This is a genomic window from uncultured Ruminococcus sp. (genome assembly GCF_934476685.1).
In the GTDB taxonomy this organism is placed as follows: domain Bacteria; phylum Bacillota; class Clostridia; order Oscillospirales; family Ruminococcaceae; genus Hominimerdicola.
In genome coordinates this window covers 22,542-43,737 of the sequence record NZ_CAKSNX010000002.1, presented here as the reverse complement: position 1 = coordinate 43,737, position 21,196 = coordinate 22,542, and the positions used below count along the sequence as shown (strand labels likewise).

Below are 21,196 nucleotides of genomic sequence, written 5' to 3'. Positions count from 1 at the left end.
CGACTTTTGTCCGACATTGCCTTTGTTTTGTGCTTTATTATACGACCACTGTTGGCTTGCGTTTATCTGCCGACGGAGGTGCAAATATCACATCTGCTCCGCTGTCGTCCGAACCATTGGTATTGACCTGATTTTCAAAACCTTCCTCGGTCATATAGATCATATCGTAATAGATTATCGCATTTGATATATCTATACGCTCATCTGCGTAATTTGAGTAACCCGATATGTAATCATCATCTACCAGTCCGTCATTTATTCGTGCGTCACAGGCCGCCTGTCCGTAGGTTTCGTCCTCATAGACCTTGTATTCTCCGTCCTTTTGTTCATCGTAAACGGGGTTCGGACTATCCTTATAGACTTGATTGCACGGCACTGTTTTTACCACATTCTCGTAGTCAGTAAGATCAAAATATGTGTTCTTCTGGCTGTCATAGTAGATCGAATCAGTAATAAAGTTTCCGTTCGGGAAGATAACTACATTTTCCTCGTCCTCGCCGAATGAGAAAATGTCATGACCGAGAGCGTACTTGTTCTCAAAGCCGAACATATTTCCCAGAGTTGGCTGAACATCATACATACCCATTACCTTTGTGATCTCCTTTGGCTCATAGCCACCGTCCTTAGACCAGATAATGAAAGGTACTTTTCTGTTGATGTTGTAATAGAAATCATCTATCGGAACATATCCCTCGTCACCCTCAGAACGTACTGTCTTTGTGAACGGATCGTAGTTAAGATAATATTCATACTCAGATTCCTTTACCTTTGCGTCATGGTCGCCATAGATAACAACTACTGTATTGTCTAGCAGACCCTCTTCATCAAGCTGCTCCATAAACTGACCGATAGCCTCGTCAGCATAGTGAACTGATTTCAGATAAGAACCAAGCTTTTTGCCTTCAAGGAAAGGCGCTGAAACCTCTTCATAAAGACCTGTTTCCTCGTTATATTTCTTGTACTTGAAGTCAACGTCAAGGTCGCTTACACGCTCGATATCCGTAAAAGGTGTGTGGTTGGTCAGCATAAGGAATGCGCCGTACCATTTTTCGTGCTGTGAATTTATCTCCTTTACCTTAGGCACTGCCTGTCTGAAGAAAGATTTATCCGCAAGTCCAAGACCGATAGTTTCGTCAATATCGAAATCGGTAGTGTAATTGTAGAACTTATCATATCCGAGAGAATTGTGAAGATTAAGTCTGTTCCAGTATGAACCGTTGTTGCCGTGCATACTGAAAATGTAGTAGCCCTGATCTTTCAGCATCTTCTGAGTTGTTGTGTAATCTCTGTCCCAGTAGTTTATCGCAACTGTACCGCTTGACGCAGGCATAAGCGATGATGCGAAAGTAAATTCACTGTCTGAGCTTGTTCCAACGCTTTCCTGTGCGTAGAAGTTTGAGAAGTAAAGTCCCTCTTTAGCAAGCCTGTTAAGGTTCGGAGTAAGCTCCTCACCATTTATATAGGTATCAAGAGTGAACTGCTGAACGCTTTCTGCGTGGATAACAATGACATTCTTATCCTTGAAAATGTCTGAATATTCATTGTTCTTCTTTTTGGTTTCCTCGCTGTTCTCGTCCTTTTCGTCATAGAACTCATTGAAAGCGTCACGCTTTTCCTCATAGCCGAACATCATATTTATCTTTGAATATGTGCAGCTTACAACGTCGCTGAGCTGATATGTATACATACCGAATGTACCGAGAACATACTCTCTGTTCCACTGTTTTCTCAGACGTGAATAGTCAGTTCCCGTCAGAGTCGAACAGAAGATACCTGCAATAACAAGTGAAACGCAGAATGTTCCAACAGCATATTTTCTTCTCTTGCGCTTTTCCTTGTTCTGTGACTGATAATCCCTTGTGCGGCGCTTTAAAAGTATGTATGTTACTATAAGCGCAGGTATTGTCCAAAGGAATATCAGATCCTTTGGTTCAAGGATATTTTCAGTTACGGCATCCATAACTCCACCAAGCTGTGAGGCTGTGGAAATAAGTGAAACCGAGATGAACGATTTATAGTTCGTGTAGTAGATCGAATTTCCCGCACAGAGGACAGAGAAAATTATATCCACTATCATAAGGTATATGAACTGTCCTTTAGGCTTTTTAAATATGTATGAGATCATTGCGAATAAAAGCATTACCGCCACGTCAGCCATAAGCGGCTTTATCTGGCTGTAAGCGAAACGCACCGTAAACGCTCTCAGAAGAAATGCGTTTATAACAGACACAAGAACAAACGTCAGAAGTAAAATATTGTCTTTAAAATATCCGCCCATAAAGCTGCGGATCTTAGCAATAACCTTACTCATTCTTAATCTCCTTTTCAACAAAAAATTATATCTTTATCCTAATTCTAGTTTTTATATCTTCGGCATAAAGCCGTTATTCATTTTTGCACATAAGTAATATTCTAATACTTTTTGTGCGATATGTCAAGTAAAGCGCTGTTAAATTCAGCAATATTAATAAAAATTTAAGCTGTTCATACCATTTCGTCAATAAATGATACTGAGGCAGATATACTTAAATAATATACTTTCATCTTCGCATATACCGCCCCCTGTGGTCAGCCGCCATATTATATTTTAGCACTATTTTTTACAAAGTCAACAAAAAACGAGCAATTTTCAGAAAACTATCACAAGAAAATAGCGGCAGTCAAAACGTTGGTTTTCTTTGTAGGAAGAATATAATTTATTTAATGACTTTGATTAAAACTATTTAATTTGTCGAAATTTATGTAAGGTTTGTGAAAAAAATTGATTTTATTTTTGCAATGAGATATAATTTAATTGTATTAATTTTTACTTTGGCTGACTATTCAGCCATATGATAGGAAAGCGGAGGATTTACAATGATAAAACTCATTGCAACAGACCTTGACGGCACTATGCTGGACGACAGAAAGAATATTCCAAAGAATTTTGACGCTGTACTTAGCGACCTCAGCAAGAAGAAGATCCGCTTTGCCGTATCCAGCGGAAGAAGCTTCTGCACGCTGAAAAATCAGTTTCAGAAGTATCTTGACGATCTGATATTTATATGTGATAACGGCGCATATGTTTATGACAAAGGCGAGATCATCTCGACCTCTGTTCTCCCACATGACGCAGTTGTCAATATTATAAGATTTTGCGAAAAGCTTGGACTTACTGTCCTGCTCTGCGGCAAAAAAGCGACTTGGCATAACGCAGAAAAGGCATCACATTGTGCGGAGATAGCCAACTACTATGTAAATCAGGTCAAGCTTGATGATCTTACCGCTTTTGATGACGACATTTTCAAGATCGCCATTTTTGAAGAAAACGGAATCGAAGAAAGCGCTTACCCTCTTTTAAAGGATAAATACGGCAATTACTTCAATGTTCAGCTTTCAGGCAGATTTTGGGTAGATATAATGAACCTCGGAATAACTAAAGGAACGGCTCTTCACAACGTGCAGAACCGCCTTGGCGTAAATTATGAGGAAACTATGTCATTCGGCGATTACCTCAATGATATTGAAATGCTGGAAAATTCCTATTACAGCTTTTCTATGGAAAACTCCCACGCTCTCGTCAAAAAGGCTGCAAACTTCTCGACAGGCTCAAACAATGACAACAGCGTTATGACGGAGATAATAAAGCTTTGTCTTAACTGATATATGTTCACTGAAGCATCGGTAATACCGATGCTTTTTTATGCTCTTTTTCTTTCTCTGTCTATCATATCATAATGACGGTCTATCGCCCTGCGGCAGTCCTCGCTTTTACGATGAACGACCGCCTCGCATATATCCCTGTGCGACTGTCTGAGTTCAGCCTTTGTTTTTTCATCAGCACTGCGCAGCACATCGTCTATCCAACCTCTGTACACGTCGGATATCGCATCCATAAGTTCTATCCAGAAACGGTTCCCCGTTGCGTGTATTAGCATATAATGAAAGGCTCTGTCCGCATCGGCTTCGTCCTTTTCATCACTGTTTTCAAATGCCTCTGTAAATATATCGGGTATTTCATCACCGCTGTCTATTATCATCTGACAGACCGCTTTATCCATACTTCGCCTGAAATCACATATCTCTTCGGGACTTATCCTGTTCAGAAGTATAAGCATATTTATCATATCCGAAAGCGCCTTTGATATATTTCCCGAAAGATAGTTTCCCGAACCATGCCTGCTCTCCACCGCTCCCATATTTTCAAGGGTACGGAGAGCTTCTCTTGTGGAATTTCTGCTTATGCCCAAAGTCAGAGCGATAGCACGTTCGGTCGGTATCTTATCCCCGATATTCAGCTGACGGCTCTCCACAAGCCCGCATATATAATCTATTGCTTTTTTGTATTCCTTATTCTCATTCATTTTAGTTCTCCGAACGATACAGCTTAAAATAACTGTGCGAAGACTGACGCACCGACTACTGTCAGCAGTCCTGCAACAGCAATGGAAAGACTGCTCATTGCGCCCTCTGTTTCACCCATTTCCATAGCTCTTGAAGTTCCCACAGCGTGAGATGATGTGCCGATAGCTATTCCCTTTGCCACTGGTTCTGTTATCCTGAAAAGCCTGCATATCATCGGCGCAGCAACGTTGCCGAGAACGCCTGTGATAAGTATTATTGCGGTAGTTATGGTAACATATCCGTCAAGCTCCTCCGAAACGCCTATTCCTATTGCGGTGGTTATAGACTTCGGCAGGAATGTTACATACTCCTTATGATCCAGTCCGAGAACAGCAGCCATAACAAGTATACTGCAAAGGCTTGCCGCAACTCCCGAACATATGCCTATCATTATCGCCTTGATATTTTTCTTCAGCAGCTCAAGCTTTTCATAAAGAGGTATAGCAAGGCACACCGTTGCAGGCGTCAGCAGGTAGCTTATATACTTTGCCCCTGTATAATATGTATCATAATTTATGTCCGAAACAACAAGTATAACAATAACAAGTGCTATTGATATCAGCAGCGGATTAAGTATTCCGAACTTAAACTTTTTATTTATGACCATTCCGATACCATAGGCACATATACTCAATGCAACTCCGAAAAATACGGAGTTTTCAAAAAAATCAGCCATTTTCCACACTTCCTTCCGCTGTCTGAGCCTTTTTTCTGCGTCTGATAATAAGCTGCGTTACACAGCCGGAAACTGCCATAACTATAAACGTAGACAGGACAGTTATAGCCGCATATGACCATATGCTTGGTTTAATTATCTTCCACACGGTAATAAGACCGACAGCCGACGGGATAAACATTATCGGCATTATCTCAATAAGAAACATCGAGGTTTCTTTCACTGATTCGATCTTGATAACTCCGCTGCATAATCCTGACAGCATTATTACAAGTCCATATATGCTTGCCGGCACAGGGAGAGGGATAACTGCGTTAAGGATCTCGCCTATAAACGATATGATAAGTATTATCCCGAACTGTTTAAGATACTTCATAATATCACTCCATAAATAATTGGTACTACCAATTATTTTACCACATTACGCATAAAGTGTCAATAAATAAGAGGTCTGCATATTTCACTAATCTTGCTGTTGATTTACAGAAAAATGCGGTAATATTGACAACAGAATAATTTCAGTACACAGCTGGATTTAACAAAAAACATAAGCAGTACAAAAAAACGTACTGCTTATGTTAGATGATATGCTTATTTGCTTTCCCAGTAATCTTTTATAGCCTTTTCGTCAAGATCTTCCCCGATAACGATGAAAACCTCCTGTCCGTTCTCGATAGGCTTTACTGTAATATTTGTATGCCCGCTGCTCCTTACGGCATTAAGCTCTGCCCACTTACCGCCCTCCGCAGGCATAAAGCCTTTGATACGGAAGATATTGCCGAAGCTGCCGTCCTCTATAAGCTTTCTTGCCTTTTCCTCAAAAACATCTATCGGCATACGGATATTCATAAAGTAAAGTGAACTGAATGCTTTTCCCTCATCTATCCACTTCTTTTCATATGCCCCAAGTTCATAGCCGCTTTCGGCAATGCTTTCAATATCCTCATCGGTAAACTTGTCCCAATCCTTGCAGAGTATCTTGCCGTCGATATCACCGCTTATATTCAGCCTGTTCATAACACTTTTTATATGTGCAACTGTTTTTTCGACCTCCTGCTCATCAAAAAGCTGGCACTTGCTGAGAACTATCTTACCTGCATTGGCAAGCTGTGACGCAAAAAGAAAATCTGCCGTTTCCGACATATCTCTGTCAAGCCCTGCGTCAGCTATGCATATAACGCTGCCTATCTCAAACCACCTGTCGAGAGGTTCTTCCCTTATAACGTCGAAAAACTCATCAATATCATATATGCCCGACGGCTCGACTATTACTCTGTCAAAACCCTGCATACCCATTGAAATAAGCTTTGTTTTAAATCTTCTTTTGTGGCAGTCCTTATCGTATGCGGCAGATACCATTTCTATCTCGCAGTTATCCGACATAAGATCCTGCAAAAGCATTCTGTCAACATTTACTGCGCCGAAATCATTTTCCAGTATGCATATCTTTTTCCCTTTATCAAGAAAATGCTTTGCATACTTTCTTATAAACGTAGTTTTTCCCGAACCGAGAAAGCCTGTTATCAAGTCAATTTTAATCATTTATTATCAGTTTACTCCTGCTATTCTGCAAGCACTTTTTCGATCTCAGCTATCTCTTCATCTGAGAGATCAAGTTTATTCACGCAGGCAACATTATCTTTTATCTGTTCGGGGCGGCTTGCACCGATAAGAACTGTTGTGACAGCCTTGTTATGCAGCACCCATGAAAGTGCCATCTGCGAAAGTTTCTGTCCTCTTTTTGCGGCGATATCATTCAGCTTGTTAAGCTTTGTCAGCATTTTCTCATCAAGCTGATCCCCTATCCAAGTCGCACCCTTTCCTATTCTTGAATCTTCAGGAATGCCTTTCAGATATCTGTCAGTAAGAAATCCCTGATAAAGCGGTGAAAATACTGCAAGACCTATGCCGTTTTCAGCTGCGTAATCATCAAGCTTGTCGTCCTCTATCCAGCGATTGAGCATTGAATAGGACGGCTGATTGACAATAAACGGAGTTTTAAGCTCTCTGAATATCTCCTGCATCTCCTTAGTCTTTTCAGTTCCGTAATTGGATATTCCCACATACAGCGCCTTGCCCTGCCTTACTGCATTATCAAGGGCCAGTGCAGTTTCTTCAAGCGGTGTTTCCGGATCATAGACATGATGATAGAATATATCCACATAATCAAGTCCCATACGCTTTAAGCTCTGATCCAGCGAGGCGGTAAGATATTTTCTTGAACCGTTCCTGTCGCCGTAAGGCCCTGCCCACATCTCATAACCTGCCTTTGTGGAAATACAAAGTTCATCACGGAATTCTCTCATACCACGATCAAGTATTCTTCCGAAATTCTCCTCTGCGCTGCCGTTATAGGGATTTCCATAGTTATTTGCAAGGTCAAAATGATTTATGCCTGCGTCGAATGCAGTATGCACCATATTCTCCATATTGGCAAAATTGCCGTTATGACCAAAATTCTGCCAAAAGCCTAATGACACAGCAGGAAGCTTCAATCCGCTTTTGCCGCATCTGTTATATACCATTTTCTCATATCTTTTATCGTCGGGCATATACATAAAATTTCCCTCCTTATACTAATAATACCGCACAAGAAACAGTTTCTGCGTTTTTGTGCGGTATGTGGTTTATCTGAATTAAAGCTTTGTTTCTACGAAAATATCGTAAATAGCCTTGTTTGCAGTTTCAAAATCCTCTTCTGCAACGCCTACTATGATATTAAGCTCGCTTGAACCCTGATCTATCATCTTTACGTTTACATGAGCGTGTGCAAGTGCAGAGAAAATTCTTCCCGCTGTACCTCTGTTGGACTTCATTGCACGTCCAACGACTGCGATAAGAGCAAGGTCTGTTTCAATGTCGATAGTGTCAGGGTGGCAGTTTCTGTGGATACCTGCCATGATCTCCTGCTCCTTATCTGCGAACTCAGCCTGATGAACAACGATAGACATTGTATCTATACCTGAAGGCATATGCTCGAAACAGATACCGTTCTTCTCAAATACTTCAAGGACCTTTCTGCCGAAACCGATCTCAGCATTCATCATATCCTTTTCAATATTGATTACGGTAAAGCCCTTCTTTCCTGCGATACCTGTGATAGTGTAAGCAGGCTTCTGAGAAGTTGACTCAACGATCATTGTTCCAACGTCCTCAGGTCTGTTTGTGTTCTTTATATTTATCGGGATACCTGCTTTTCTAACCGGGAAGATAGCGTCCTCGTGGAGAACTGTCGCACCCATATATGAAAGCTCTCTGAGTTCCTTATATGTGATAGTTGTGATAGGTGCAGGATCATCGATGATCCTAGGATCACAGGTCAGGAAGCCTGAAACGTCTGTCCAGTTTTCATAAAGATCGGCATTTACAGCAGCTGCAACGATAGAACCTGTTACATCAGAACCGCCTCTTGAAAAAGTCTTGATAGTGTCGTTAGGCATAGAACCATAGAAACCAGGAACTACTGCGTTATCAAGCTCAGCAAGTCTTGCTGAAAGAGCCTTGTTTGTTCTCTTTGCGTCGAACTGACCCTGCTCATTGAAGTAGATAACATCTGCAGCGTCTACAAAATTATATCCGAGATAGTTTGCAAGCACGATACCATTGAGGTACTCTCCTCTTGACGCAGCATAATCTCTTCCTGCCTTACCGATAAAGCAAGCCTTTATCGTATCAAATTCGCTTTCGAGAGAAAGATCAAGTCCAAGCTCTGAAATGATGCCGTAATATCTTTCCTTGATCGCCTTGAACTCATCTGAAAAATCCTTGCCCTTAGCTGCGCTGTCATAGCAGCTGTAAAGCATATCTGTTACCTTGATGTCGCTGGCATATCTCTTACCAGGTGCAGACGGTACAACAAATCTTCTTGCACTCTCCGCAGTGATGATCTCCTTGACCTTCTTGAACTGCTCTGCGCTGGCAAGTGAGCTTCCGCCAAATTTTACAACTTTTGTCATTGTATTAACCCCCGAAAATAAATTATAGTATAGATATAATGAAACCGAATATCTTTTCAAATTTTCAAACATTTCACTTATCAAACAAGTACAATAACAAGTATACAAAATTGCGCAAAATAAGTCAATGTGCAAATAAGCGAAATTTTCGCATATTTTTAGTGTATCGTTGTGAAATACGCTTGTATTTCAGTGACGGACATCGCAAGTTACTTTAATTTGTCGCATTCAAGCAGCTTATAAACTATGCTGCCAGATGAAAGAGATGCTGGAAGGTCGATTATACGCTGATTATCCGAACCTCTGAACGCAAGGCTTATGTTTTTGCGTTCAAGAATGAATTTGCCGTCCACCAGAACGTCTATCATAGAAAGCAGTTCGTCTGTGACCTCACATCTTGCTCTGCTTTCTTTCAGAAGATCCTCTTCAAGAGTATATCCCGTATAGCACCATATGCTTTTATTCGGATACATCTCCCTTACCTTTTTAATAAAAGGCAGCAACGCCCGCTGATTTGACTGCTCCAAAGGCTCCCCGCCAAGCAGGGTAAGTCCGTCGATATAATCAGGAGCAAGCATTTCAAGTATCTCCTGCTGAGTCTGCTCTGTGAATGGCTTTCCGTAGTTGAAATCCCAAGTCATTTCATTAAAGCAGCCTTTGCAGTGATGAGTACAGCCCGAAACGAACAAGCTTACTCTTACGCCCTCGCCGTTAGCAATATCATAATTTTTGATCTCACCATAATTCATTATCCTCGCCCTTTCAAAACAAAATGTGTTTTATAGCGTAAATTTTATTATACCACTTTTGACTGAAAAAATCAAATGCCGTCCATAATATCTGTCCCCTCGCAGGCTCAGCAGGTACTTTAATTGTACAGTAATACTCAGCTGTACAATTAATTACTTGAATAAAACAGCAAAAAACTGTCTGAAAGTGCGAAAAACCTATTGCAATCGCAGGATCTATGTGTTATAATAAAAGAAGCAGCAATGCTTTATTTCGGGCTTTTGCAGTATTTTTTTATTATAGGAGGAGGCATTTATAATGAGATGTCCGTTCTGCAGCTATGAGGATACCCGTGTTATAGATTCAAGACCAAGCGAAGGCAAAAAAAGACGAAGAAGAGAATGCCCAAAGTGCGGCAGACGTTTCACTACATATGAAGTTGTTGAAAAGCCGCTGCTTATGGTTTATAAAAAGGACGGCTCTTTTGAACCTTTCGACAGACAGAAGCTTATAAAAGGACTTCAGAGTGCCATAAAAAAACGTCCTGTAAGCGTGGATCAGATAACCTCCCTTGTGGACGATATTGAAAATACCTATGCAAACAAAATGCAGACAGAAACCACCACAAGCGAGATCGGAGATATGGTCTTAAAGGGTCTGAAAAATCTTGACCACGTTGCTTATGTTCGTTTTGCGTCTGTTTACAAGGACTTCAATGACGTTGAATCTTTTATACAGATAATATCCGAGCTGAAATAATATTCAATAAGATACAGAAAAATCCGCCTGAACTTTCAGACGGATTTTATTTTTATTAGGATCATTCAAAAAGTGATGCGTACTTTTCCATAAAAGCGTCGGCAACTATCTTTCCGCCCTCGCCGTTCGGGTGTCCGCCGAATTTTGCAGCGGAAGGTGTTTCAGGATCACAAAGATATGAGGCAAAATCAAAATACTCTGCGCCGTACTTTTCAGCAGTTTCTTTCAGCATTTCGTTGTATTCTGTTCTTACTGCCTCTTTTTCCTCGTCAAAGTCCTCAGGAGGCGCATTGAAGATAATGATGTTCTTTACGTCTGCGGCTTTGAGCTGATCTAAAATAGGCTCTAAATACGCTATTATCTCCTCCGCTTTATTTCCGCCGTCGCCGTTGTATTCTCCCGAAGCAATGTCGTTCGTACCAAAAGCAACTATCGCAGTATCGCAGTTAAGTGATCTGCCGAGCCAGTTTCCGCAGGTCGAAAGGTCGCTTGTTCTCGCCCAGCCAAGTCCGCAGTTCCAGAAAGATGCGTTTTCTCCAAGCTGCTGTGCTATCTGAGCCGACCAGTATTCAAACTTCATAAATTCAGTCTGACAGCCCTGTGTAATGGAATCGCCTATTGCCATTACCCTGTTTGTAACATTTTCCCTCTTTGCACCGATAAATACAGGCAGCGGTATATCATCGCAGTATTCAAAATTGCCCTCGCCTGTTTTGTCAGCCGTCGCAGAAGTCAGATTTGACATCTTGTTGCATGGTATCTCTTTTCCTGTCAGTTTCCATTCCCACACAAGGTAATGATCCTGTGGAATATCTATCGTTACAGGGTCGCTCCAGTATGTTTCATTTGCGGCAACGGACTTTGAGGACTCACCGCCAAAAGTTACGTCCGATTTATTTGTCGGCTCTTCATCGGGAGAAGTTCCGCCGTCATATACTGCCGCATATTCGATAGTATATTCGCCGCCCTCTTTTCCCACATAAACAGGCTTACCTTTATTATATGTAGAATCCACCGTATTTGAAAAATAGAAACAATATTCAAGCTCGTCATACTGTTCAACAGGTATATACGCACGATAGGTTATCCCGTCAGCAGAACGCACAAAGCCGTTGTTTCCAGTTGAAAGATATGTATTTGAAGTATAGATATCAAACTGTGCGTCTGTTACCCTTATGCTTTCAACATTCTTTTCAGGTCCTTCACTTTCAGAGATATCAGAAGACGCTGTCTGTTCAGTCTGTGAACTTGCTGTGCTGCTTGCAGAGCTGTCGTCTGAACTTCCGCAGGCTGCAAGGGACATCACACAGGCAAGTGCAGACACTATTGCGATCAATTTTTTCATAGTCATTCTCCTTTATATATTCTCACAGTCCCACACTCTCGCCAAACATACGGCTTTTGCAGTGCAGGCTGTATAATCACATAACAAATCGCTATGTTAAAATTATAGCATAACACGTTCATTTCGTCAATGGTTTTAAAGCCTTGCTCCGACTTTTTATTGTTGGTTTTTCCCTGCCGCACCATTAAGAGTTATCCTTTTACCGTCAGCCGTTATAACTCCCTCACTGCTGAGGTTTTTCACCTCACGCATAAGAGCGCTGCGGTCTGCGGCAATATAGTCTGCAAGGTCGCTGTATGTCATAGGCAAAGTTATCTGAGTGCTTTTCTGCCTGCCCTTTAAATACTCAAAATAGCACAGCAGTTTTAAACGTATCGAACGCTGGCTGAGTATTTCGGTATGTATAAAATTTCTCCGCACCGATCTGCCGAGCAGAAAATCAAACAGCTTTCCGGCAGATCTAAGTTCTCCTGCCCTGCTCCGCAGCCTTGAATAGCTGACAAATTCCACTGTGCAGGAGGATTTTGCTATGATATAGCAAGCGTTAAGTCCGTCCGCAGGATAGTTTTCTCCGCAAAAACTGTCGCCACGTTCAAAACAGTCTATGATAGCTTTCTGACCGTCACCATTTATGCTGATAAGATATGCCCTGCCCGATTTTATGATCCCTAATTCGTCAGTTTCTTTGGTAAATCTTATAATTATTTCATTCTTTTTATACGCTTTTCTCGATGACTTCAGCAATACCGCAATTTCAGCCGATTCAGATTCTGTGAAGTTATTTTCAATTAACAATTCGTACATACATCACACCCCATAATGTGCCAAACTTTTTTATCGAACACTATATCTAGTATTATACCACGTTTTTGTTGCAAATGCAACAGACAGATGCGCTTTTTTATAGTACAATATATAAGCACTGTAAAAATGGAGTTAAATAGAGTGATAACAAAACTATCATTATAAAAATAAGAAAAGTACAGATAACAAAGAGAAAAAAGAGAAAAAAGAGAAAAAGAAAAGATAAGAAAAATAAAAAGATAGTTTTAAGCATCTACGGAGGATAAGAAGAAAATGAAAATCATCAAGAGAAACGGTTCGGAAGAAATTTTTGATATTGAAAAAATTATCAATGCGGTAAAAAAAGCTAACAGCGCCTGCGAAAAAGGCAGAATATCTGATGAAGAGATATGCGACGCTGCGGAGTATGTTGAGTACAAATGCAATAAGATGAACAGAGCCGTATCTGTTGAAGAAATTCAGGATATGGTGGAAAACCAGCTTATGTCAAAGGGCGCATTTGAGCTTGCAAGACGCTATGTAAGATACCGCTATACACGTTCGCTTATAAGAAAATCCAACACTACCGACAACAAGATCCTCAGCCTTATCGAATGTGCAAATGAGGAAGTAAAGCAGGAAAATTCCAATAAAAATCCTACTGTCAACAGTGTTCAGAGAGATTATATGGCGGGCGAAGTGAGCCGTGACATAACCAAAAGACTTCTTCTGCCTCAGGATATCGTAGAGGCTCATGAACAGGGACTTATACATTTCCACGATACAGACTATTTCGCTCAGCATATGCACAACTGCGACCTTGTAAACCTTGAGGATATGCTGCAGAACGGCACAGTTATCAGCGAAACACTCATCGAAAAGCCACACAGCTTTTCAACAGCCTGCAATATCGCAACACAGATAATCGCTCAGGTCGCATCTAATCAGTACGGCGGTCAGAGCATAAGCCTTGCGCACCTTGCTCCGTTCGTTCAGACTTCAAGAGAAAAGATAAGACGTGAACTGTTAGAAGAAGTGGCTGACCTCGGCTGCGATCCCGGCGAAGAAAAGCTTTCGCAGATCGTTGAGGAAAGACTCCGCAAGGAGATCACAAGAGGTGTTCAGACTATACAGTATCAGGTAGTTACCCTGCTGACCACAAACGGACAAGCTCCTTTCGTTACTGTATTTATGTACCTTAACGAGGCTAAGAGCGAGCGTGAAAAGGCTGACCTTGCAATGATAATCGAGGAGACTCTCAGACAGAGAACGCAGGGTGTAAAGAACGAATCGGGCGTATGGGTAACTCCTGCTTTTCCGAAACTTATATATGTTCTTGAAGAGGATAACGTTACACCTGACGGGAAATACTACTATCTTACAGAACTGGCTGCAAAATGCACAGCTAAGAGAATGGTTCCTGACTATATCTCTGAGAAGGTCATGCTTGAACTTAAAAAGGATAAAAACGGCGAAGGTCACTGCTATACCTGCATGGGCTGCAGAAGCTTCCTAACACCTTATGTTGATGAAAACGGTAAACCTAAGTATTACGGAAGATTTAATCAGGGCGTTGTTACGATCAACCTTGTGGACGTTGCACTTTCCTCAGGCGGAGATATGGGTAAGTTCTGGAAGATATTCGATCAGCGTCTTGACCTCTGCTACCGTGCTCTTATGTGCAGACATGAAAGACTTAAAGGTACGCTTTCTGACGTTGCTCCTATACTCTGGCAGTACGGCGCACTTGCAAGACTGAAAAAGGGCGAGCCTATCGACAAGCTGCTTTACGGCGGATATTCAACCATTTCCCTCGGTTACGCAGGTCTTTATGAATGTGTAAAATATATGACAGGCAAGAGCCATACCGATAAAGAGGCTACTCCTTTTGCACTTGAAGTTATGCAGCATATGAACGATGCCTGCGCTGAATGGAAAGCTAAGGAAAATATCGACTTCTCTATCTATGGAACTCCCCTTGAAAGCACAACTTATAAATTTGCAAAATGCCTGCAAAAGCGTTTCGGCGTTATCGAGGGCATAACGGACAGAAATTATATCACAAACAGCTATCATGTTCACGTTACAGAAAAGATCGACGCTTTCACTAAGCTTAAATTTGAATCCCAGTTCCAGCATCTTTCACCCGGAGGCGCTATCAGCTATATTGAAGTTCCGAATATGCAGAACAATATCCCTGCGGTACTCAATGTTATCAGATACATCTACGAAAATATAATGTACGCTGAGCTTAACACAAAGAGCGACTACTGTCAGGTCTGCGGATATGACGGAGAGATAAGCATTGTTGAGGACGACGGCAAGCTTGTATGGGAATGCCCGAACTGCGGAAACAGAAATCAGGATAAAATGAATGTTGCCAGAAGGACCTGCGGCTATATCGGCACACAGTTCTGGAATCAGGGCAGAACTCAGGAAATAAAGGAAAGAGTTCTTCATTTGTAATAAAATAATACAAACTTAAAACGGGACTTTGCAGAAATAAAATGCAAAGTCCCGTAATTTATTTAAGTGATTTAAAGGCTTGTCTGATCCTGCCTGTTATTATCTTTCCTCGCAGATCAGTTTGATAGCGGTGCGCTCCTCATTATCTATAAGTACATTGGCAAAAGCAGGAATACAGATCATATCGATACCGAGAGGAGCTAGATATCCTCTTGCGATAGCGATAGCCTTTATCGCCTGATTTGCAGCGCCTGCGCCAACAGCCTGAACCTCGACAGCGCCTTTCTCTCTGATAACACCCGAAATTGCACCTGCAACTGAGTTAGGCACAGATCTGGATGACACCTTTAAAATTTCCACAATATAACCTCCCAAAAAATTATAGCAAATTTATAAAATCATTATACTACAAAATAATTGAATTTGCAATACCCGAAGATCTTTTTAGGCATTAGTGCATAATAATTCTACTAATATTTGTAGCTTTTCCCGATTTTTCATCGAATGAAACCACCACGCCGTTGATGCTTGCAGGATTACTGCTTTCAACGAACTTCACAGGGGTATGATATTTCAGTTTTTTAATGATTATCTCACTCTCGACACCCAGCACAGAACGTTCAGGACCTGTCATTCCTGCATCGGTTATGTAAGCGGTATGACCGCCGAGAATAGTTTCGTCAGATGTCTGAACATGAGTATGTGTGCCGATAACGGCGGTAACTTTCTTTTCAAGATAAAATCCCATAGCCTTTTTTTCGGAAGTTGCCTCGGCATGAAAATCCACAAAGATATTAGGCGTATCTATCTGCTCCAGAATTTTGTCTATACAGAAAAACGGATTATCAAGGCTTTCAAGATACATCGTACCCATAAGATTGACTACCGCTATCTTCACAGGGCAAAGATCCACCACTGTAAATCCCCTGCCCTCCGCTCCATCGGGGTAGTTTGCAGGTCTTAACAGTATTTCATTTTCAGAATACATACCAACGGCTTCTTTTCTCTTGAAACAATGATTGCCCGTAGTGATAACGTCCGCACCCATGCGGATAAGCTTATCATACGACTGCGGTGTTATGCCGTTGCCCTGTGCGGAATTTTCACCATTGATTATAGTAAAATCAATGTCATATTCTTTTTTGATATTATACAGGCGCTTTGAAAGTATCTCACAGCCTGCGTTGCCGACAACGTCACCGATAAAAAGTAAATTCATATTTCTTCTCCGTATCTCTGATTGTTAAAAGGAGCTGCTGCAAAATGCAACAGCTCCTGCTCTTGTTTTTATATTTCAGAATCGTCAACTGCTGGAGTTTCAGGAATATTTATATCCGAAACCTGCTCAGCCTTTACTTCTTCTGCATTGTCTGAAAAGTCAAACTGTGTAAGCTCGCCCTTCATAAGCTTTTCAAAGTTTACACCGTCTATCTTTTCATTCTTCATCAGATATTTTGCAATGAGATGAAGCTTATCCATATGCTCCTTAAGGATCTTCTCAGCGTCATTGAACGCAGACTCAACAAGAGTTCTTATCTCATTGTCGATCTCAGCAGCAACATTGTCTGAGTAGCTTGGAGTATTGGTATAATCTCTGCCGAGGAAAACCTCATGCTCGCCCTGACCATAGACCACAGGACCGAGATTATCGCTGAAACCGTATCTTGTGACCATGTTTCGTGCTGTTGAAGTTGCTCTTTCAAGGTCGTTTGACGCACCTGTTGAGATGTCGTCAAGTATGAGCTTTTCAGCAACTCTTCCGCCCAACAGAACGATGATGTTGTCATACATTTCATTCTTGCTTACATATGACTTATCCTTTTCAGGCAAGCTCATTGTAAATCCGCCAGCCTGACCTCTTGGGATAATTGATACCTGATGCACCTTATCCTGAGTCTTGCAGTAATAGGTACAGATCGCATGACCGCCCTCGTGGTATGCTGTAAGACGCTTTTCAGCCTCGGTAACTACCTTCGACTTCTTTTCAGGACCGGCAACTACCTTGATAGAAGCCTCTTCCATATCCGCTCTTGTGATAGCTTTTCTGTTCTTTCTTGCAGCCAGCAGCGAAGCCTCATTAACAAGGTTTTCAAGGTCTGCACCAGTAAAACCGACTGTGCTTTTTGCAATAGTTTCAAGGCTCACGTCAGGAGCAAGCGGCTTGTTTCTTGTATGAACTTTGAGTATCTCTTCTCTGCCCTTAACGTCAGGGTAGCTTACGAGTATCTGTCTGTCAAATCTGCCCGGTCTTAACAGAGCAGGGTCAAGTATATCACGTCTGTTTGTGGCAGCCATAACGATAACTGACTCATTGTCAGCAAAACCGTCCATTTCTACCAGCAGCTGGTTAAGCGTCTGCTCACGCTCATCATGTCCGCCGCCAAGACCTGCGCCTCTCTGACGGCCGACAGCGTCGATCTCATCTATAAAGATGATAGACGGTGCATTTTTCTTAGCCTGTTCAAAAAGATCTCTTACTCTCGAAGCACCGACGCCGACGAACATCTCAACGAAGTCAGAACCCGAAATTGAGAAGAACGGAACGTTAGCCTCGCCTGCGACCGCTCTTGCAAGAAGAGTTTTACCTGTACCCGGAGGGCCTAAAAGCAGCACTCCTTTAGGTATTCTTGCGCCGATCTCGATATATTTCTTGTTATCTCTGAGGAAGTCAACGATCTCTTTAAGTTCTTCCTTTTCCTCGTCTGCGCCCGCAACATCGGCGAAAGTCGCTTTCTTGTTGCTCGGTGCAAGTCTTGCATTGGTCTTGCCGAAGGAAGTCATCTTGCCGCCGTTAGCGCTCTTCATCATAAACACAAAGAAGAAGATCATTACGCCCAGCATAAGCAGCGTCGGGATAAGATTGAGCCAGAAGCTGTTGTCCGAAACAGGTATGAGATCATACTCCAATGGATCGTCCGGATTAGCAGCGTCATAAAGCTTACGATAGTTAGTTGCGTCCTCACCGCCGAGTATCTCATTTGCAAAAAGCGATACGTTCGGAACAGTGTAGCTGTATTCCTTCTTATCATCGCCTTTGAGCTTATATGTCAGCTCGCCTGAGCCGAGATCAAGTTCAAAGTATGAAACGTTGAGGCTGTCGAATTCAGCCATGACCTTTGAATACTTTGTATCGCCATTTTTTGTACTCATGCCCATAAGCATATAAACCAGACCGGTGATTATAAAAATCGAAACTATCAAGTACACCAGCAAGGTTTTTCCGCCGTTTTTCAATCAATCACAACCTTTTGTTCTAATTTTATATAAAATGCATTTTTAATACATTGCTGCGCTATACATTATATTTACAGCTTAGAAGATTATATACCGTTTTTGTGACAGAAACGTGAAAATCATGTAATATAATAAGCAAAGATAGGTCATCAGAGCTTTTCAAAATCAAACGTCAGCACTCTTACAGTATCCCTGCCGACTCTGACACGATCCGCCGCACCGAAACCCTCAACGAACACCGCACCCTCGCTGTCAGCCAGCAGCAGCGCAGAATTACGCTTATCCACAGGAAAAGCCTCTTTCATAAGCTTTTTCACGTCTGAATTAAAGCTTCGGTTCACAAGCTGTATTTTCTCACCTATGATCCTTTGACGGATCACAATTTCACCTTTTATTTTATCATAATCAAGGCAGGAATTTGCAAACATTTTATTAACATTTTCAAATTTGCCGTCAATTTCAATTAATTTAAAGGTTATCGTCCTGCCGTGCCAAATCACTTCTCCGTTTTCGGGAACATTTACAGGCTCGCTCAGCGGCTGCGCAGTAAGCTGTTCATCGGTAAGAAAATACAAATATCCGTTTCTGCTGACAGTAAAAATCGACTCTTTAATATTTATCTTTCCGCCGTTGTGGGAAATGTCCTCGATTTCGCATATTTTGTCTGCTGACACCTCTGCACCGTTATCTCTGAGCATTCTCATTATAACACGTCTGCGCACAGCCTTGTCAAGTTCATTTACTTTACAGCAGTCATAACACGGTTTTCCGCTCTTCTTGTCAGCAGTTTTGCAGTCCTCATAAGCTTTGTCTGCGGTATCTTCAAGAAAGCTGCTGTCCGCTCTCAGATATTCCAGTGATTTCCCATAGGTTTTCAGCAGCATAGGGTTTATCTTTTCAAGTACAGGCAGGACATTGTGCCGTATCTTGTTTCTTGAATATTCGTCCTCAAGATTTGTGGAGTCAGTCACGAAAGTCTGACCCTCCTGAGCAAGAAAATCCTCTATTTCCGCCCTGCTGCACTCTATAAGGGGACGTATTATATTATCCCTTACAGGCGGGATAGAGCATATCCCTTTTAGTCCCGAACCTCTTGCAAGATTGAACACAGTCGTTTCAAGACAGTCATTAAGGTTATGTGCTGTGCATATTTTATCAGCCTTTATCTCAGAAAAAGCCTTGTACCTGAGTATCCTTGCCCCCTCCTCAGTGGAAAGGGAATTTTCTCTGCAATAGCCGGTTACGTCTATGCGTCTGACCTCTATGTAAATGTCATTTGCTTTACACAGCTGAACACAGAAATTCTCGTCCCTGTCGCTTTCCGCACCACGCAGACAATGATTTATATGGCAGGCGCAGATATCATATCCAAGCTTTTTTAAACACAAAAGGAGCGCAGCGCTGTCTGCTCCTCCCGAAAGACCAACAAGCAAGCGCTCGCTCTTATTTGCCATATTATATTTTCTTATGGTCGCTTCTGCCTTTTTCAGCAAATCAATTTTCATCTTTTCTGAATTCCAATCCTCTGAACAATGTATACTCGCCTATCCAGCTCAGCTTTACCGTTGCGGTCTGACCGTGACGGTTTTTGGCTACTATACATTCCGCCACAGACTGATCTTCCTTTGAGTCCGCATAATATGCATCTCTGTACAGGAACATAATGATATCTGCGTCCTGCTCGATAGAACCCGATTCACGCAGGTCTGAAAGCATAGGTCTTTTATCCTCACGCTTTTCCGAGCTACGGGACAGCTGCGAAAGTGCGATTATGGGAACATTCAGTTCCTTCGCCATAAGCTTTAGCTGACGTGTGATCTCAGAAACTTCGTTTACACGGCTCGTGTGCTTATTCGGCGACTGCATAAGCTGTATGTAGTCGATGACCACCAGACCGAGGTTTCTCATTCTTCTCAGCTTGGCTTTCATCTGCGGAACAGTAACTCCTGCTCCGTCGTCAAGATAGATCGGCATCTGTGACAGAACGTCCGCAGCCTCCGCTATCTTATCCCAGTCCTCGTCCTTCATTTCGCCTGAACGCAGGACTGTATTATTGACCTTTCCCTCCGAAGCAAGCATACGGGAAACAAGCTGCTCCTTACCCATTTCGAGAGAGAATATAACAACGTCACGCATAGTTGCCTTACAGCAGTTGACTGCAATATTCAGCGCAAAAGCAGATTTACCCATTGCAGGACGTGCCGCAAGTACGATAAGGTCGGTTTTGTTAAGTCCAGTAGTTATCTGGTCGAGCTGTGCAAATCCCGAACGTGCGCCGAGATGTTCCTCTGCTTCAGGACCTGATATCTCAGACAAATGCTGAAATGTTTCAACGATAACGTCGCTTATCCTTGTAAGGCCGTTAAGTTCTTTTCCTTGACGGATGTCGAATATCTTCTGCTCCGCAGAATCCAGCATAGCAGAAGGCTCTACACCGCCCTCGTTAGCCATTTCAATGATAGAATTAGCCACGTTTATAAGCGAACGCACCTGCGCCTTATCGGCGATTATCTTGCAGTAGCTTTCAATATTCGCCGTAGACGGAACGTTCTCCATAAGTCCCGAAAGGTAGGTTTTCGCCATTGAGGAGGTTTCAAATATCCCCTCGTTCACAGCCTCGTTAATGACCGTGATGATATCCTCCGCTCTTCCCGTGGAGAACATTCTCACTATTATCGAAAACAGCTGCTGATGCTGCGGTCTGTAAAAATTCTCAGGTTTCAGCAGTTCCACCACTTTAGGCAGACAGGCAGGGTCAAGAAGGACTCCGCCGAGAACAGCCTCCTCCGCCTCCTGAGAATAAGGCAGCTCACGTCCTAAAAGGGCGGAGCCGCTTATGCTGGAATAGTTTTCTAAGCCCGGCAT

At 42.2% G+C, this 21,196-nt stretch carries 18 protein-coding genes; 3 read left to right on the top strand and 15 right to left on the bottom strand.

Features of this window, described 5'->3' with window-relative positions:
- Window positions 1-37 precede the first annotated feature (37 nt).
- Complete coding sequence (locus Q0E19_RS02735; RefSeq protein ID WP_294407139.1) at window positions 38-2,311, bottom strand: LTA synthase family protein; 2,274 nt, start codon at window positions 2,309-2,311, stop codon at window positions 38-40.
- Window positions 2,312-2,856: 545 nt separating this feature from the next.
- Here Q0E19_RS02735 and Q0E19_RS02730 point away from each other — a divergent pair.
- Window positions 2,857-3,642, top strand: coding sequence for an HAD family hydrolase (locus Q0E19_RS02730; protein ID WP_294407136.1), 786 nt, complete (start codon window positions 2,857-2,859; stop codon window positions 3,640-3,642).
- Between the two features lie 38 nt (window positions 3,643-3,680).
- Here the strand turns inward: Q0E19_RS02730 and Q0E19_RS02725 are convergent, their stop codons facing one another.
- The 7 genes from Q0E19_RS02725 to nrdG form a co-directional block, all read right to left on the bottom strand.
- Complete coding sequence (locus Q0E19_RS02725; RefSeq protein ID WP_294407132.1) at window positions 3,681-4,343, bottom strand: GntR family transcriptional regulator; 663 nt, start codon at window positions 4,341-4,343, stop codon at window positions 3,681-3,683.
- Window positions 4,344-4,366: 23 nt separating this feature from the next.
- The gene (locus tag Q0E19_RS02720; RefSeq protein ID WP_294407130.1) at window positions 4,367-5,059 is read right to left on the bottom strand and encodes an LrgB family protein; all 693 of its coding nucleotides are present in this window, start codon (window positions 5,057-5,059) and stop codon (window positions 4,367-4,369) included.
- Window positions 5,052-5,435: a CidA/LrgA family protein gene (locus tag Q0E19_RS02715; RefSeq protein ID WP_294407127.1), complete on the bottom strand. Its 384-nt coding sequence runs from the start codon at window positions 5,433-5,435 to the stop codon at window positions 5,052-5,054. Before Q0E19_RS02715 ends, Q0E19_RS02720 begins: the two co-directional genes overlap by 8 nt.
- A 215-nt stretch (window positions 5,436-5,650) precedes the next feature.
- Window positions 5,651-6,601, bottom strand: a complete 951-nt coding sequence (locus Q0E19_RS02710) for a GTP-binding protein (protein WP_294407124.1) — start codon at window positions 6,599-6,601, stop codon at window positions 5,651-5,653.
- Between the two features lie 20 nt (window positions 6,602-6,621).
- Window positions 6,622-7,617: an aldo/keto reductase gene (locus tag Q0E19_RS02705; protein WP_294407122.1), complete on the bottom strand. Its 996-nt coding sequence runs from the start codon at window positions 7,615-7,617 to the stop codon at window positions 6,622-6,624.
- A 78-nt stretch (window positions 7,618-7,695) separates the two neighbouring features.
- Window positions 7,696-9,015 (bottom strand): aspartate kinase, encoded by a 1,320-nt coding sequence (locus Q0E19_RS02700; RefSeq protein WP_294407119.1) that lies wholly within the window; start codon window positions 9,013-9,015, stop codon window positions 7,696-7,698.
- 209 nt (window positions 9,016-9,224) lie between these two features.
- Window positions 9,225-9,764, bottom strand: coding sequence for an anaerobic ribonucleoside-triphosphate reductase activating protein (gene nrdG / locus Q0E19_RS02695; protein ID WP_294407117.1), 540 nt, complete (start codon window positions 9,762-9,764; stop codon window positions 9,225-9,227).
- Between the two features lie 298 nt (window positions 9,765-10,062).
- Here nrdG and nrdR point away from each other — a divergent pair, with 298 nt between their 5' ends.
- Window positions 10,063-10,503, top strand: coding sequence for a transcriptional regulator NrdR (gene nrdR, locus Q0E19_RS02690; protein WP_294407114.1), 441 nt, complete (start codon window positions 10,063-10,065; stop codon window positions 10,501-10,503).
- A gap of 61 nt (window positions 10,504-10,564) precedes the next feature.
- On the opposite strand, the gene Q0E19_RS02685 is transcribed toward nrdR, so the two are convergent.
- Window positions 10,565-11,848: an SGNH/GDSL hydrolase family protein gene (locus Q0E19_RS02685; protein ID WP_294407110.1), complete on the bottom strand. Its 1,284-nt coding sequence runs from the start codon at window positions 11,846-11,848 to the stop codon at window positions 10,565-10,567.
- A 156-nt stretch (window positions 11,849-12,004) separates the two neighbouring features.
- Entirely contained in the window at window positions 12,005-12,652 is a 648-nt protein-coding gene (locus tag Q0E19_RS02680; protein WP_294407106.1) for a Crp/Fnr family transcriptional regulator, read from the bottom strand.
- Between the two features lie 273 nt (window positions 12,653-12,925).
- Here Q0E19_RS02680 and nrdD point away from each other — a divergent pair, with 273 nt between their 5' ends.
- Window positions 12,926-15,097 carry an anaerobic ribonucleoside-triphosphate reductase gene (gene nrdD, locus Q0E19_RS02675; RefSeq protein ID WP_294407103.1) on the top strand — a complete coding sequence of 724 codons (2,172 nt, stop codon included), beginning with the start codon at window positions 12,926-12,928 and terminating at the stop codon, window positions 15,095-15,097.
- Between the two features lie 99 nt (window positions 15,098-15,196).
- Here nrdD and Q0E19_RS02670 read toward each other — a convergent pair whose 3' ends face one another.
- From Q0E19_RS02670 to dnaB, 5 genes are all read right to left on the bottom strand, one after another.
- On the bottom strand, window positions 15,197-15,457 hold the full coding sequence (locus Q0E19_RS02670) for a stage V sporulation protein S (RefSeq protein ID WP_294407101.1): 261 nt from the start codon (window positions 15,455-15,457) through the stop codon (window positions 15,197-15,199).
- 91 nt (window positions 15,458-15,548) lie between these two features.
- Window positions 15,549-16,316 (bottom strand): TIGR00282 family metallophosphoesterase, encoded by a 768-nt coding sequence (locus tag Q0E19_RS02665; RefSeq protein WP_294407098.1) that lies wholly within the window; start codon window positions 16,314-16,316, stop codon window positions 15,549-15,551.
- 68 nt (window positions 16,317-16,384) lie between these two features.
- Window positions 16,385-18,331, bottom strand: a complete 1,947-nt coding sequence (gene ftsH / locus Q0E19_RS02660) for an ATP-dependent zinc metalloprotease FtsH (protein WP_294407096.1) — start codon at window positions 18,329-18,331, stop codon at window positions 16,385-16,387.
- A gap of 149 nt (window positions 18,332-18,480) precedes the next feature.
- Window positions 18,481-19,836, bottom strand: a complete 1,356-nt coding sequence (gene tilS, locus Q0E19_RS02655; RefSeq protein ID WP_294407093.1) for a tRNA lysidine(34) synthetase TilS — start codon at window positions 19,834-19,836, stop codon at window positions 18,481-18,483.
- On the bottom strand, window positions 19,826-21,196 hold the full coding sequence (dnaB, locus tag Q0E19_RS02650; protein WP_294407091.1) for a replicative DNA helicase: 1,371 nt from the start codon (window positions 21,194-21,196) through the stop codon (window positions 19,826-19,828). The genes tilS and dnaB overlap by 11 nt, the downstream gene beginning before the upstream one ends.

Coding starts and splice junctions, on each gene's coding strand:
- Q0E19_RS02735 (WP_294407139.1), bottom strand. CDS start 2,311: ATGAGTAAGGTTATTGCTAAGATCCGCAGCTTTATGGGCGGATATTTT.
- Q0E19_RS02730 (WP_294407136.1), top strand. CDS start 2,857: ATGATAAAACTCATTGCAACAGACCTTGACGGCACTATGCTGGACGAC.
- Q0E19_RS02725 (WP_294407132.1), bottom strand. CDS start 4,343: ATGAATGAGAATAAGGAATACAAAAAAGCAATAGATTATATATGCGGG.
- Q0E19_RS02720 (WP_294407130.1), bottom strand. CDS start 5,059: ATGGCTGATTTTTTTGAAAACTCCGTATTTTTCGGAGTTGCATTGAGT.
- Q0E19_RS02715 (WP_294407127.1), bottom strand. CDS start 5,435: ATGAAGTATCTTAAACAGTTCGGGATAATACTTATCATATCGTTTATA.
- Q0E19_RS02710 (WP_294407124.1), bottom strand. CDS start 6,601: ATGATTAAAATTGACTTGATAACAGGCTTTCTCGGTTCGGGAAAAACT.
- Q0E19_RS02705 (WP_294407122.1), bottom strand. CDS start 7,617: ATGTATATGCCCGACGATAAAAGATATGAGAAAATGGTATATAACAGA.
- Q0E19_RS02700 (WP_294407119.1), bottom strand. CDS start 9,015: ATGACAAAAGTTGTAAAATTTGGCGGAAGCTCACTTGCCAGCGCAGAG.
- nrdG (WP_294407117.1), bottom strand. CDS start 9,764: ATGAATTATGGTGAGATCAAAAATTATGATATTGCTAACGGCGAGGGC.
- nrdR (WP_294407114.1), top strand. CDS start 10,063: ATGAGATGTCCGTTCTGCAGCTATGAGGATACCCGTGTTATAGATTCA.
- Q0E19_RS02685 (WP_294407110.1), bottom strand. CDS start 11,848: ATGAAAAAATTGATCGCAATAGTGTCTGCACTTGCCTGTGTGATGTCC.
- Q0E19_RS02680 (WP_294407106.1), bottom strand. CDS start 12,652: ATGTACGAATTGTTAATTGAAAATAACTTCACAGAATCTGAATCGGCT.
- nrdD (WP_294407103.1), top strand. CDS start 12,926: ATGAAAATCATCAAGAGAAACGGTTCGGAAGAAATTTTTGATATTGAA.
- Q0E19_RS02665 (WP_294407098.1), bottom strand. CDS start 16,316: ATGAATTTACTTTTTATCGGTGACGTTGTCGGCAACGCAGGCTGTGAG.
- tilS (WP_294407093.1), bottom strand. CDS start 19,836: ATGAAAATTGATTTGCTGAAAAAGGCAGAAGCGACCATAAGAAAATAT.
- dnaB (WP_294407091.1), bottom strand. CDS start 21,196: ATGCCGGGCTTAGAAAACTATTCCAGCATAAGCGGCTCCGCCCTTTTA.